This window comes from Leclercia sp. GHBNCSD (genome assembly GCF_055805075.1).
In genome coordinates, this window is record NZ_JBQVYO010000001.1 from 903,658 (window position 1) to 917,714 (window position 14,057).

Below are 14,057 nucleotides of genomic sequence, written 5' to 3' on the forward strand. Positions count from 1 at the left end.
AGCCGGACGTCAGGCGGCCACTTCGGTACGGTTACGTCCGGCATTTTTCGCCTTATAAAGTGCAATATCCGCCGCTTTTAACCATTCCTGATAATGCACCATCGACGTCGTGAGCGGCGCGACACCGACGCTGATGCAGAGCTTTACCTGCGGAGCGCCCGGCAGGCGCAGTTCCGCCAGCCGTTCATGGACCCGCGACATTGCCGCAATAGCGTTTTCCGCTGGCGTTCCGCTCATGATTACCGCGAACTCATCGCCGCCAAAGCGACCAATCATATCGCTGGCGCGTAACGTCAGTTGTAGCTGACGGGTCACGGCGAGAATCGCCTGATCGCCTACGTCATGGCCCCAGGTATCATTAATGCCTTTGAAGTGATCGATATCGATCAGCAGGATCGTGGCGCTCCGGTGATAGCGACGGCAGTTTTCAAATTCTGTACGCAGCAACACTTCCCAGTGACGACGGTTGTATACCCCTGTCATCCCATCCAGAGTACTCATCAACTCAAGACGGCGCTTATGTTCCACCAGACGGCTGGTTGTACGGAAGCTTACCCAGGCAAATAGCATCGGATAACCAACAATCCCCGGCAGGGCGAGCCAGACCTCAAGCGGGGTACTGATAAAGCCTGCCGGAATGTGCATCAGCTGCTGGGTAACCAGCGCCGCCAGCGCGGTCATCAATGATCCTGTACCACACAGCCTAATCCCCCCCACGCCCATCAGGTTCATGCTCATCATCATGACCAGCGCCGCGGTGGGCATGGCGTTAACGCCCATCAGTCCAATCCATACCCCGGCCATAATGGCATCGACTTTGAGGTTAAACATCTCATTGTGATGGGGATTGGCAGAGCGCATCGCCAGTTGCCAGGCCAGATGGGGCCAGACAAAGGCCCATCCAACCAGCAAAAGCCACCAGACGCCGTTAACCGATTGCGCGGTCAGCACGCTGGCAACAGGGAAAAACAGAAAAGCCAGGCCCGCCGCACGCGGGAGCCGTAAACGACGGGCCAGACGAATTCCTGAGCGATGATGCTCATCCGCCGAAAGCGCCAGATTTATCCCTTCCCGGGCATAGACTTTGCTGTAAATGTTTTCATCATTCATGGTCATTGGGAACACTCAAAAGCATTTTCCCAAATTATAGAAAGGGTTATCTGGCGCTAAGTATGATATTTCGGGTGAGCCAAACGGAACGCTCACCCTTTTGAACTAGCCAGTTTTCTTCAGGCAGGCGCTCATGAACTTACTCCGGTCGTCCCCTTTAAGGGATTGTTGGGTCGCCTGGGAGTTACATTCACGCATCCTTTGTTGTTGCGGCGTCAGGCTTTTTTCGTTGGGTTTAGAGGAGGCGTTTTTCAGGCAATCGCTCATATAGCTCTTACGGGAGTCGCCCTTCAGGTCCTGGGCGGTCGCCTGCTGATTGCAGGTGGTCATACGTTGCTGTTGCGGTGTGAGCGGCTGATCTTGCGCCCCCGCGGGAGTAAGAGAGAACAGGCCAAGGAGCAGGGTCGCCAGTAGTGTGATTTTCATAGCACTTTCCTTCTGTGAATGATCTCCTTAAGTCTGGTTCGTACTGCTAAAAAAACCACCCGCGCCATCGGGATAATTTCGCACAGTGGTTATTTCGGCGTGGCTCATGCCGTCGCTAATAAGCAGAATAATATGTTGGGCCGGCGGCAGCGTCATATGCCCGGTACCAGGATAGAGAGAACATTTACAGCATAAATTGTGGGGATAATGTCGCGAGGTAAGCTATGGAATATAACGTGCGCTCTGTTTCACTTATTTTTCCCATTGAGGAAAGATAAAAATAAAACAGAGCGACGACAGGCAACCGGGGTGACGGTTTTTGACAACAACTCAGGTCAAATAATGGGTCAGCTGCGCGGGTGCCGTAGCAGCTTTTTTACGTATTGCTGCAGCATTTCGCTGTCCTGGGCCGGAACCTGTGCATCTGGCCTGGCCTCATCCAGCGCGCCTTCCACGCTTTCGATCAGCGCCTGTTGATCGCTTTGCGCCATCTGTCGTAGCAGGGCGGTAACCACTATTTCCAGCGCTTCAACCTGAACCACAAGCTCTTTTGACTCTTCTTCCTTTTCTGCCAGCTTAACTAACAACTCTGCAATTAGATTTTTCACAGCGCTATTTCCTTATCACGTTTTTTTGCGACGTTATCATTATGATTGAGACTTGCAAAGTGGGTAAAAGTACTATTTTTAAGGAAATCCCACATGGCGCATAAATGCGTTTCTGTACGGCCGGTAAAAATGCGACTTAAATTAAATTTTTCTTTTTTTCTGCGTAACCTGAATTAAATACAAGAACCGCCATTTCACAGGAATGATAATGGCGGCCAGATATCAATATATTATATAGCTACATTAAGAACGGCGGACTTCCTGCAGGCGGCGCTGGCGCATCGCCCACGCCAGTTGCAGAATGTTTACCAGCACCACCACAGCGGTGGCGGCAAATACCCAGCGGAAACCGGCCATCGCCGAGACCGCGGCCCCCATCAACGGACCGGCAACATTCCCAAGATACATAAACGACTGGTTATAACCGAAGATCCGTCCGGTGACCCGATCGCTGGAGTACTTAATCAGCAGGGTCTGTACGGCGGGCAGCATGGCGCCATCCGCAAAGCCGAGTAGAAAGCGCAGCACGCCCAACTGCAAAGGGGTGGTGACAAAGGACATGGCGAAAAAGAGCACCACCGCCACAATAAGCGTCGCCATCAAAATACGCCCGGTGCCGATGCGGTCCCCGAGCTTGCCCAGACGTGGGGCGGACATCAACGCGGAGATCCCCGGCACCGCGGCAATCATCCCGCTGAGGAAGGCGATATTATTGCTCTCGGGTGCCATCGACTGAATAAACAGCGCGAGGATCGGCCCCACCGAGCCGTTGCAAAGCTGGATAACCATGGTGGTGATGAACAGGCTGATCATCAGGCCCGGATAAGGGAGCGAGGCAAAGACCGCCCTGCCGCTCAGCCGCTCCGCCTTGCTGACGGTGGGGCGAACCCCCTCTTTGATCAGAAACAGCGTTACCAGAAAACTTACCACCAGCAGGATCGCTGTGATCAGAAATACCGCGCGCAGACCCACATGGTCTGCCAGAAAGCCGCCCATCAGCGGGCCGCCGATCACGCCGCTGATTTGCGCCGTCGACAGAGTACTGATGGCCCAGCCGCTGCGCTCCCGGGGAACCTGCGACGCCACCAGCGCCATCGCGTTAGGAATATAACCGGAGGTCAGCCCCATCAGCGCGCGCAGCAGAAAAAGCTGCCAGACGTTGGTGGCAAAGGCCTGGAGCAGGATCGCAATCGCCATGCCGAGCGAGGCGCGCAGCAGCATCAGCTTGCGCCCTTTACGGTCCGCAAGGCTGCCCCACATGGGCGAGACGATGGCCGAAACCAGAAACGTGACGCTGAAGGTGAGCCCTGACCACATCGACAACGCTTCGTGCGACGAGACGCCAAGCTGGGAGACATACAGCGGCAAAAACGGCAAAATCTGGCTGATGGCAAGGCCGGTGAAAAAACAACCAAACCAGACCGAAATAAGGTTAACCTTCCACGATTCCATAGGCGAGCACTGTCTTCATATTACGTAAATTCGTTATCAGATTAGCAAGTTACCTTTCACCGGACGTTGTCAGAGATGCGCCCGGCGTCTCTTTGGGGTTTTATCTTCCCAGTCATCATATTTGTGAAATATGTCACATATTTTCCCCTTTTTGCTGGTGATTTATGCTTTGCGGGCAGTAGCCAACCCCCCGCATCCCAAGGTGAAAATGGTTGGCGTGGGCGGCGTTATAGTCCGGGCCCAGCGCGTTACCGAAATAGCCGCAGCTGGCACTGAGTAGCGCACGCAGCCAGGGTTCGGTGGAGGCACTCTTCCAGCCGCGCAGAACCGAAATTCGCTGACCGTTTTCCAGGGTAAAGCCGCTGATATCCAGCGCCTCGGCGGTGGCATGCTCGCTGCGTCGGGCGTTGGCGCGGTGATAGATATTGCGGCAGGCAAAGCTGCCGAAATGGTCAATGCGCGACAGACCGCTGCCCATCATGGTTTCGGTGATGGGCCGGGCCTGCTGGTTGACGAACAACGCCGAGCTGAGCGCCAGCGGGCAGCTGGCAAGAAAACTGCTGCTAAGACTGACGGAGCCAAAACTACGCACGCGCACCACATCACTCAGCGGACACTCTCCCGTGCTGTCGGCCACCGCCTGGGTGCGGATCAGCTGACGCGCATTAGCCTGCGCCAGCAGCACATCACAATGCTCAGGCGTCAGGCGACGGAGCTTAAACTGGGTCAGGGTACCGGGGGGATCGTCAAGCGTGAGCGGTGCAAACGGATTGTAATAAGACGGCAGCCAGCGGTAGCCCGCAATAGCCGCAGCAATGAGGATTAGACAGATAATCAGGCTTTTTCCTTTCACTCACCCCCCTTCGCAATGTGTCAAAACATTATGGCAGAAGGCGGCGAATCCCGCCGGGCATCGTGATATGGTAGGGGTTTTGAGTCTGAGTGGATGAGTGTACGTGATGGCGAAGTTGCGGGTAGGTATTGTCTTTGGGGGAAAATCAGCAGAGCACGAAGTGTCGCTGCAATCGGCCAAAAATATCGTTAACGCGATTGATAAGAGCCGCTTTGAGGTCGTGCTGCTGGGCATTGATAAACAGGGTCAATGGCACATTAACGACGAGCAGGGCTATCTGCTTAACGCCGACGATCCGGCGCATATTGCGCTGAATCCGTCTGAGGTCAGCGTTGCTACCGTGCCGGGCGTGACGCAGGGCCAGCTTATCGATGCCGGTACCGGACAGACGCTTTCACAGCTCGACGTCATTTTCCCGATTGTCCACGGCACGCTGGGTGAAGATGGCTCCCTGCAGGGGATGCTGCGCATGGCGAACCTGCCGTTCGTCGGCTCCGATGTCCTCGGTTCTGCCGCCTGCATGGATAAAGATGTCACTAAACGCCTGCTGCGTGACGCTGGCCTGAACGTGGCGCCCTTTGTTACCCTGACCCGCGCCAACCGCGAGCAACACACCTTTGCCGATCTCAGCGCCCGCTTCGGCCTGCCGCTGTTCGTCAAACCGGCTAACCAGGGCTCCTCCGTGGGCGTCAGCAAAGTGAACAGCGAAGCGCAGTTCAGCGAAGCGGTACGTCTGGCGTTCACCTTCGATCATAAAGTGGTGGTTGAGCAGGGAATTAAAGGGCGTGAGATTGAATGCGCGGTGCTGGGCAATGATTTCCCGCAGGCCAGTACCTGTGGCGAAGTGGTGCTGAACAGCGACTTCTATTCCTACGACACCAAATACATTGATGACAAGGGCGCGCAGGTGGTGGTACCCGCGGCGCTGGAGGCTGACGTTAACGACGCGATCCGTGGAATTGCCATCGAAGCCTATCAGGCGCTGGGCTGTCGCGGTATGGCGCGCGTCGACGTCTTCTTAACGGCGGACAACCGCGTGGTGATCAATGAGATCAACACCCTGCCCGGCTTCACCAACATCAGCATGTACCCGAAACTGTGGCAGGCCAGCGGTCTCAGCTACCCGGATCTGATCACCCGCCTGATTGAGCTGGCGCTGGAGCGACATGCCGCTGACAGCGCCCTGCAGATTTCAGTAAACGGTTAATCCGCGTCGTTCGCCGTCGTCTCTTCCGGGCGACGGCGAATAATAAACCCCGCCAGCCAGAAGCTGACAACCCAGGTCACCAGCCCTACCGCATAGGTCTGCCAGCCTTTCGCTTCGAAGCCCAGCAGCCCCACCACCCCATTCAGAATAAAGATAAGCCCAATAGCAAAGGCGTAGAAATGCCAGTCACGGCGAATTTTGGCAGGCAGTTTCATGGTCGCTCCAGAAGAAAAAATCTATCCTCGCACAGATTTGTCTTCAGGTCTGCGGCCTGTGCGGAAAATCTGAAATGTGCGGGGATTTCACTTAAGTAAAAAATCTGTGATGTGCGGCAAAATTCGACAAACCAGGAGAATTCTCCAGGCCAATTTACCAACATTCCGATATTGACAACAGCCATGAGCTGTCAAACTTGACGTGTACAACAGGCACATAGCCAGTCAGAACACTCGGAGGTATGTATGGCAGATTTTACGATGTCAAAGCCCATCTTCAACACCAGGCAACCAAAAACCTCCACGGCAGGAAATATTGCATACGCGCTGTTTGTGCTTTTCTGCTTCTGGGCTGGCTCACAGCTGCTCAATATTCTGGTGCATGCTCCCGGCGTCTATGAGCACCTGATGCAGGTCGAAGAGAGCGGCCGTCCGCGCGTTGAGATTGGGCTCGGTGTCAGCACCGTCTTCGGGTTGATCCCCTTCCTTGTCGGGCTCATGGTGTTGGGCGCCGTTGCCCTCTACGTGCGCTGGCGCCGTTATCGCTAGTTGAGCGCCATGCACTTCGCCCGGCGATCGTCAACGCGCTGGGCAAACCAGGCTGTCGTCAGATTGCGGGTGATTTTCGGGCTCTCAAGCTGGATCCCCGGCAGCATCGCTCTCGGTAACGCCTTGCCACTCTTCTGCTCCGCCAGTTTAAAGACCTGCTGATAGAGCTCGGTTTTCTCAAATGCAAAGCTGTCGCCCTTCTCCAGCTGCCGACGGATCTCACTGTCGCTCATGTCCAGCTTGCCTGAAAGCTTGCGCACCGCCAGCTCTGTCTTCCCTGCGTTACTGCTGCCATAGGCGATCAGATCGCCATCCAGAGCCAGCTTCACCCCGCTGGCGCGGCTGACGGCATTCTGGAACGCCGCATTGCGGCTCGCATACCAGCCCGCGTTAAAGTCAGCAAAGCGGTAGAGCGGCACCGTATAGCTGGCGGGGTAGTTCAGCAGATGGTAAGTGCCGAACCAGAGTCCGCCGCGCAGGGAGAAGACCTCCTGGCGAACCGTGTTCTCGATTTTCCACGGATAGCCGTCGGTATGCTTTTCGGCAAAGGCGATACTGACCTGCATTGGACCACCGGTATGTACCGGATTGAGAGAGCCAAACAGCGTCTGTCCCATCGGCACCATATTGATAAAGTCATCGAAGATGGCGCTGAGCTGCTTCTCGGTTTTCACCGTATCCAGCCGCTCGCTGTAGCTCTTGCCGTTTGGCGATTTGATTTTCAGTGCCGTGTGGACCAGAAACACCGGGATGTGGAGTTTTTCGGCGCGACGGTCAATCTCCTTCCAGGCGATTTTATTCAGCCCCGGCACCGCCGGATCGGACTGATACAGCGACTCCTGCTGTGCCACCGCCAGCACCGAGCAGATATTCTCCTCGGTAGGGGCAATCTTCTGGCTCTCAAAGGTTTTCGCCAGCGCCGAGGCCCACTGGTCCCGGTCTTTTACCGTGGCGGGCATTTTTTGCCGCACCACGCTTGCCACGTCGACGGGCTTTTCGCCCTTTTTCAGCGGCGCAGCCCCTTGCTCAGCACACCCGGCCAACACCAGGGCGGCAAGCAGGGATAAGGGTAACGCGCGCGGTACGGTAAAAGACATAACAGCTCCCTGTATCAACTCAACGTATGGGTAACTTCCTGAAGATCCTGACCATCCAGCTCACGTTCAAAACTGCGCAAACGTTTATAGATGGACATCAGCTCCACCAGCGTGGTCCATGAACTGATCAGATACTGGAACGACCCGCGTACCTGACCGAAGACGTTAGTAATTTGCGTCATCAGACCCAGCGTAATCGTACCGGCTACAATCGACGGGAACAGCAGGAACAAACCGAAAACGTTATCCACCTGCAGATAGAGAATGCGGGCAATGTTGAAATACATGTAGTGGAAATAGAGGCGGAAGTAGTTCCGGCGCACCGCGCCAAACAGCTCACGCACCGTTGGCGGCGAGGCGCGGCTGGCATCGTCTTCGCCGTAGACCAGCTCTTTACGGTAGGCGGCCTCAACGCGCTGGTTTTTGAACTCCAGCCCCGGCAGTTTGATCCCCACCACCGCCAGCAGGCCGGTGCCCATCAGCGACCAGACAATCGCGGCGATCACCAGGCCATAGGGCAGATGACCGACAATCGGCAGGTCCGGCACGTGCGCCGACAGCGTGACCAGCACCGGCAGGAAGGCGATCAGGGTCATAATAGCGTTGATAAAGCTGACCCCCATATCCTCAAGCGTGGAGGCAAAGCGCATGGTGTCTTCCTGCACACGCTGGGCGGCACCTTCAATATGGCGCAGCTGCTGCCAGTGGGCCATATAGTGTTCGTTCATCGCGGTACGCCAGCGGAAGACGTAGTGGCTGACGAAGAAGTTATTCATTACGCCAATAACAACGGCGATGAGCGCGATACCGAGGAACACGCCCACTTCATGATAAAACTGATTGATAGAGACTTTGTGCGGCGCGCTGAGGGCGGTCTGGATCAGGTCATAGAACGGGGCATACCAGGCGTTGACCGCCACGCCCACCTCCACCAGAAACCAGGTGACGAAAATAATCAGCGCGGTGCCGAGAATCGACCAGTACTGCCAGCGGTGCGGCGACCAGACAAACCAGAACAGGGCAAACACCCCAACGCAGAACGCATAATAGGCGTAGAAGATCAGATAGCTGCGTGACCAGAAACGTGCCGCGCTGATCGGCACATCACCCGTAGCGCCAACCAGACGCTCAAACCAGGCCCCGCCACCCGCCTGCCAGAAAATGACCGCGATCAGAGCCCAAATAAAGGCCGAGAGAAAAAAGGGTCCCGGTTTTGGGAAAAACGACTTAAACATAACGCTTCCTTCTTGTAGTTATCGATACTGCTGTGGACGACGGATTATCAGACCTGTGGGCCCTGTATTAGTTCGCCGTCAACCGCCACCCGAGCGGAAAAGCCAATGAACCAGGCAGGTATCATAAGCGCAATGTCACAAAACATGAGATCGGTAATAACGAAATTGTTCGTATTTACCCGCGGTTACGTTTTTCACGCTATCGTTATGCTGTTCAGGCCTTTGCATTATGGTCTTTAGTAGTATAAATACGCATACTTTTTCATTCACTTCATGGATACTTTCGTTGAAACGTTGTCTGTTCCTCTCCGCCGCGCTGTATGCGGCCAGCCTCACCAGCGCGCAGGCTGTCGAGCCGATTACCGACCCGGCTTTTGCCTCCGATGTGGTTGATCGCTACGCGAATCATATTTTTTACGGCAGTGGCGCAACGGGGATGGCTCTGGTGGCGATTGACGGCAACCAGCGCGTATTCCGCAGCTTTGGCGAAACGCGCCCGGGCAATAATATCCATCCGCAGCTTGATTCTGTAGTGCGCATCGCCTCCCTGACCAAGTTAATGACCAGTGAGATGCTGGTGAAACTGCTCGATCAGGGCGTGGTTAAGCTCAACGATCCGTTAAGTAAATATGCGCCACCGGGCGCCCGGGTGCCGACATATCAGGGCGCGCCGATTACGCTCGTCAACCTGGCTACCCACACCAGCGCCCTGCCGCGCGAACAGCCAGGCGGCGCGGCCCACCGTCCGGTCTTCGTCTGGCCAACCCGCGATCAGCGCTGGAACTGGCTGTCGACAGCCACCCTGAAATCATCCCCGGGCTCCCAGGCCGCCTATTCGAACCTGGCGTTCGATCTGCTGGCCGATGCGCTGGGCAACGCCGCGGGCAAGCCCTACGCCCAGCTGTTCGAAGAGCAGATCACCCGTCCGCTGGGGATGAAAGATACTACCTTTACTCCGTCACCCGATCAGTGCAAACGCCTGATGGTGGCAGAGAAAGGGGCCAGCCCGTGTAATAACACCCTGGCGGCGGTCGGTAGCGGCGGGGTTTACTCCACTCCTGGCGACATGATGCGCTGGATGCAGCAGTTCCTCTCCTCTGATTTCTACGCGCGCAGCAACCAGGCCGACAGAATGCAGACTCTGATCTATCAACGCAGCCAGTTAAGCCGGGTGATCGGGATGGATGTACCAGGCCGTGCGGACGCGCTGGGCCTTGGCTGGGTCTATATGGCACCTAAAAATGGACGGCCTGGCATTATTCAGAAAACCGGCGGTGGCGGCGGATTCATCACCTATATGGCGATGATCCCGCAATCTAACGTGGGCGTATTTGTGGTGGTAACGCGCTCGCCGCTCACGCGTTTCGTCAACATGAGCGACGGCGTTAACCAGCTGGTGGTGGAGCTGAGCGAGGACAAACCGCGGGTTATCCCGGCCTCCTGACGCTAATATTCAGCGGGCAAGTGGTTGATTCTGACCAGCTTGCCCCTGTCCATAGTGATGTAGTTCCCCTGACGTAGCGCCGCCAGCACTTCTGCCACCACGGAACGCGAAATACGTGTGCGGCGCTGAATGTAGTTCATGACCCCCACCCGCATACGCAGCGTCTCATCCCACTGGGCCATATCCAGCAACGTGGAACGGATTTGACTGTACGAATTGTTGCCCACCAGCTGTTTGTCGCGGATCTCCATTACCCGGTGGTGCCAGGAGAGCCAGCAGAAGGCATCGGACCATAAACCGGCCTGCTGGATCAGCTGGCGGGCCCCGGATGCAGGCAGCCAGAAACCGGTACAGGGGGATTGCGTCACCAGCAGGTATTCGGTGCTGCAGCCCATCATGCCGGCATTCAGCCCGAAGATATAAGGTGCGGTGACAATCTCTATCAGCAGATCGTCCTGCTGACGGTGGATACTGAGCGTGCCCGACTGCAGCACTACTGCGTTTTCATTTTCTTTATCGCAATCCCCGAAGACAGGATGCATTGCAGGAAGCGTAAATGGTGTGCTGTGCGCCGCCAGGCACTGTTCAAGTCGGGAGAACTCAGAAATGGGTTTTGCATAACGGTTCATGAGATCTCAGGTCATCCTTAACTGACGCTATAACAACGGGGAGGCAGGCCTCCCCGCATCAGACATATTACCAGGTGTATTTCACACCCAGATTAGCGCCCCAGTTTTGATCGACATCCCCCCCACCCAAATAGGTGGCATCAGTGTACGCACTGAAGTTTTTGGTGAAGCTGAACTGGGTCCCCAGGCCTACGCGCACCGCAGAGCCTTTCACACCGTTATCGATGTTGTTGCCGTTAACTTTGGCATCTTCACCGGCATCGTCATAAACGTAGGCCAGTTTGAAGAACGGCGTCAGCGCCTGGTCGTCGCCATAACCGAAGGTATAACCTGCATCAATACCGGCTTCATAACGCATGCTGTCGTAAGACTGGCTTCCCACACGCAGGTCGTTGCTCAGGCGGTAGTCGTCCCCGGACTGGAACAGACCGGAAATGGCTGCATAGGGGGTCAGGTAACCGGCAGTGTTCGGTTTCCAGTCGTAACCCAGTTTCAGCCCAAAGCCCCAGGCGTCAGTCGTGGTATTGCCATCGACATATTCACCATTGCTCATGTTCGCTGAGAGATCGTTATTGAAGCGCGAATAGCTCAGGGAGCTATCGATGAAGAGATCGTTAGCAAAGCGCGCCGCGGAATAGAGCATTGCGGTCTGGCTGTCCTGATCCACCTGGCCGCTGCGGTCATTCATATCGCCTTTCGCAAAGCCCGCTGCCGCACCGACGATCCAGTCAGCGTTATTACCATCAATATGGGTATCGAGGCCCACCATGATGCCGCTAACGTCCTGATCGTAATGGATAGTGCCATTATCGCCGTCAAAATTACCGCCGAAGATGTTCACCCATGCGCCACCGTTGTCTGCCAGGCCATGACGGCTGTTGGTCAGACGGTTAGCGAGCGCATCCTGCTGCAGATGCCAGATGTTGGTGTTGGCAGAAGGAATGCTCAGCGCCATGTTGGCGTAATCAGTCAGACGCTCCTGACGCAGCACCACGGTATCGCCCTGCTGCTGTACCTGATAGGTGTAAGCACCGAGATCCGCTTTATTGGCTGCGGTGAAGCTGGCCTGCGTATCGGCGTTATTGTCGTAAACGCGAATAATTTCCTTATTCTTGTAGTCAGCGACAGAACCCGCGCCGGTTGCGTTATCCAGACGCACTTTATAGTTACCGGACACTTCACCGTTCACCGCCAGATGACCGTCAGAGTTCAGGGCGATCACCCCGTAATCGTAATCAGCCTGGTGGATATCATTGGTGATATAGCGAGCATTGTTCAGATCGGAATTGAACACATAATCACGGCTGGCAACATTCAGCACGCCGCCATCGGTCAGCACCATTTTGTGGGTATCGACCTGGCCCAGACCCAGCGCCAGTTCAGCATGGTTATCCACGGTAATGGTGTTGGCATACAGCGCCGCCGTTTCCTGAGTCAGGGTGGTCCGGCTTGCGCTGTCGAGATAGAGGCTGTCGGTTGCCACATCACCGGAATCGCCAATGTTCATGGTCGACGCGTTGGTCAGAGTGATGCTGTCCGCCAGTAAGCCAGAGCTTTCTACGTTGACCTGCGAACGGTTATTGACGGTCAGCTTGTCAATGTTGGATTGCTTACGGGTATCCCATTCGGAACCGTTATCCAGCGCGACGTTGAACAGACCGCTCTGATAAACCTGGTTGCCCACCAGATGACCATTGCTGTTGAAGGTGGATTCAGGCCAGATGCTGTTTGGCTCCAGGCTACGCCAGTCGACGCTGCTGTAGCCCAGACCATACATCTGAGAAGGCCCAATCGCCTCGACGCTGGAGACGGCTGCGCCGACCCACTTACTGCCGTTGGTAAGGGTCAGATCCAGTTTGTCAGTGCCATCCCAGCCGTTGGTGGTCGGGTTGTAGACGCCGTCAGCGGTGGTATCGGTAGCCGGATCGCCATTTGGATAGAAGTTGTTGTCGAAGGTGCTGGTGAACAGTACATCGCCGCTCAGCGTGGAGTGATCGAAGTTAGCCGTGGTCTGCATGGCGTTATCCGCGCTGCTGGCACTGACGATCAGCGCTGCATCATCCGCAGCCGTGGCGTTGCTCTCGCCGTAATCGCTCGGTTTCGCCGACTGACCGTAAAAACCGTTGGTGCCCAGATCGCTGTAGGCGCCGGAGGTGACAACCGAATCGTTAACCTGCAGGGTATTGGTAAAGACATGGCTGTTGTCTTCAATGCCGGTCACAGCATCATACGGCGTGTTATCCAGCTGCTGATAGCCCTGAGTCAGAGTGATACCGGCCACGTGGGAGTTGTTTTGAATAACGATGTCCGATTCTACGTCGAGGGTAATGGCATTGCCCAGCGCGTAAGTATCCCAGTAACGGGTGGTCGTGCTGGTGCCGTCAACGACGTCATAAGCGTAGTGCTCGTAGGTATCGTTGATGGTGGAATTGTCGACATTCAGGCTAAAACGATCGTACTGGTTATGCGTTGTACCATCCGCATTCAAACCGCCATCACATTCGGTGGTCATGCAACCGGAGGTGATCATACCGTTGACGGTGCTGTTGGAGATTGACAGCGAATTGGCATGCCCGCCCGCGCCATCATCAAGGTAATACGTTGAGATAACGCCGTTTACCGTCGACTTGTTAATGACAGGATAGATATCGTTGTCGTGGGTCGCGCTGGAGTAATTCCAGTCGGAGTAGCCGTTATACCAGGCAGAGGTAGACGTATTATCATATCCAAAAGTGTTATAAGTGCTACCAGAAATATCTTTTGCATTGGCCTGAGAAGCGATAGCCAGCGTACAGGCTAATGCAAGTTGAGATACAACAAATTTCTTTTTCCATGTTTGCATTGGGTCATCCCTCCTCAGGGACGTAAGCAAGTTTGTCCGTAAATACAGTGCAAATATATTGCGAGGAGAATTATGCAGTCGCTAAAGAAAATAGTTCAATGAATGTAGTAATTATGTCCGAAAACAGACAATATAATACAGGCACTTTTTAAAATATAAAAAATAATAATAAAAAGCACAAATAACAAAGAGTTGCATTCAATCGAAACAAAAGAAACACAAGGCGAAAGATCATCAGAAATTATTAAATAAAAGCGAATGAGAAATATAACATATAAATAATAATAGCAATTTTAAAAAAACAATGAGAAGGATTAGGATATTACCAGGGCTAGCTATATCCAGATTCAGATAATTTTCGCGCGATATTATAATGTAAACTTATTTCAG

The 14,057-nt window shown here is 54.8% G+C and carries 13 protein-coding genes; 3 read left to right on the forward strand and 10 right to left on the reverse strand.

All coding sequences use genetic code 11. From position 1 onward, the window contains the following. Nucleotides 1-9 precede the first annotated feature (9 nt). The 5 genes from adrA to ACT3IC_RS04420 all read right to left on the reverse strand — a co-directional run bounded on the left by adrA (nucleotide 10) and on the right by ACT3IC_RS04420 (nucleotide 4,449). Nucleotides 10-1,125 carry a diguanylate cyclase AdrA gene (adrA, locus tag ACT3IC_RS04400; protein WP_290554741.1) on the reverse strand — a complete coding sequence of 372 codons (1,116 nt, stop codon included), beginning with the start codon at nucleotides 1,123-1,125 and terminating at the stop codon, nucleotides 10-12. A gap of 90 nt (nucleotides 1,126-1,215) precedes the next feature. Beyond that, a complete protein-coding gene (gene psiF, locus ACT3IC_RS04405) occupies nucleotides 1,216-1,536 on the reverse strand; it encodes a phosphate starvation-inducible protein PsiF (protein ID WP_103178436.1) in 321 nt (106 codons plus the stop codon). Between the two features lie 347 nt (nucleotides 1,537-1,883). Then, nucleotides 1,884-2,144: an anti-adapter protein IraP gene (iraP, locus tag ACT3IC_RS04410; protein ID WP_103178435.1), complete on the reverse strand. Its 261-nt coding sequence runs from the start codon at nucleotides 2,142-2,144 to the stop codon at nucleotides 1,884-1,886. A gap of 243 nt (nucleotides 2,145-2,387) precedes the next feature. Next, entirely contained in the window at nucleotides 2,388-3,596 is a 1,209-nt protein-coding gene (locus ACT3IC_RS04415) for a multidrug efflux MFS transporter (RefSeq protein ID WP_103178434.1), read from the reverse strand. Between the two features lie 133 nt (nucleotides 3,597-3,729). Then, nucleotides 3,730-4,449, reverse strand: coding sequence for an extensin-like domain-containing protein (locus tag ACT3IC_RS04420; RefSeq protein WP_159339701.1), 720 nt, complete (start codon nucleotides 4,447-4,449; stop codon nucleotides 3,730-3,732). A 106-nt stretch (nucleotides 4,450-4,555) separates the two neighbouring features. Here ACT3IC_RS04420 and ddlA point away from each other — a divergent pair, with 106 nt between their 5' ends. Continuing rightward, nucleotides 4,556-5,656, forward strand: a complete 1,101-nt coding sequence (gene ddlA, locus ACT3IC_RS04425; RefSeq protein ID WP_156655435.1) for a D-alanine--D-alanine ligase — start codon at nucleotides 4,556-4,558, stop codon at nucleotides 5,654-5,656. On the opposite strand, the gene ACT3IC_RS04430 is transcribed toward ddlA, so the two are convergent. Further along, nucleotides 5,653-5,871 (reverse strand): DUF2754 domain-containing protein, encoded by a 219-nt coding sequence (locus ACT3IC_RS04430; protein ID WP_039031465.1) that lies wholly within the window; start codon nucleotides 5,869-5,871, stop codon nucleotides 5,653-5,655. The genes ddlA and ACT3IC_RS04430 overlap by 4 nt on opposite strands. Before the next feature lie 246 nt (nucleotides 5,872-6,117). On the opposite strand from ACT3IC_RS04430, the gene ACT3IC_RS04435 reads away from it, so the two are divergent. After that, on the forward strand, nucleotides 6,118-6,420 hold the full coding sequence (locus ACT3IC_RS04435; protein ID WP_103824002.1) for a DUF2755 family protein: 303 nt from the start codon (nucleotides 6,118-6,120) through the stop codon (nucleotides 6,418-6,420). On the opposite strand, the gene ACT3IC_RS04440 is transcribed toward ACT3IC_RS04435, so the two are convergent. Next, nucleotides 6,417-7,517 carry a DUF1615 domain-containing protein gene (locus ACT3IC_RS04440; RefSeq protein ID WP_103178430.1) on the reverse strand — a complete coding sequence of 367 codons (1,101 nt, stop codon included), beginning with the start codon at nucleotides 7,515-7,517 and terminating at the stop codon, nucleotides 6,417-6,419. The two genes, ACT3IC_RS04435 and ACT3IC_RS04440, sit on opposite strands and share 4 nt — an antisense overlap. 14 nt (nucleotides 7,518-7,531) lie before the next feature. Then, nucleotides 7,532-8,752, reverse strand: a complete 1,221-nt coding sequence (gene sbmA, locus ACT3IC_RS04445; protein WP_159339700.1) for a peptide antibiotic transporter SbmA — start codon at nucleotides 8,750-8,752, stop codon at nucleotides 7,532-7,534. 286 nt (nucleotides 8,753-9,038) lie between these two features. On the opposite strand from sbmA, the gene ampH reads away from it, so the two are divergent. Beyond that, nucleotides 9,039-10,196, forward strand: coding sequence for a D-alanyl-D-alanine-carboxypeptidase/endopeptidase AmpH (ampH, locus tag ACT3IC_RS04450; protein WP_473476347.1), 1,158 nt, complete (start codon nucleotides 9,039-9,041; stop codon nucleotides 10,194-10,196). A 2-nt stretch (nucleotides 10,197-10,198) separates the two neighbouring features. Here the strand turns inward: ampH and ACT3IC_RS04455 are convergent, their stop codons facing one another. Further along, nucleotides 10,199-10,825 carry a helix-turn-helix domain-containing protein gene (locus ACT3IC_RS04455; RefSeq protein ID WP_156653979.1) on the reverse strand — a complete coding sequence of 209 codons (627 nt, stop codon included), beginning with the start codon at nucleotides 10,823-10,825 and terminating at the stop codon, nucleotides 10,199-10,201. A 67-nt stretch (nucleotides 10,826-10,892) separates the two neighbouring features. Beyond that, nucleotides 10,893-13,667 (reverse strand): autotransporter outer membrane beta-barrel domain-containing protein, encoded by a 2,775-nt coding sequence (locus ACT3IC_RS04460; RefSeq protein ID WP_420193632.1) that lies wholly within the window; start codon nucleotides 13,665-13,667, stop codon nucleotides 10,893-10,895. Between the last annotated feature and the right edge of the window lie 390 nt (nucleotides 13,668-14,057).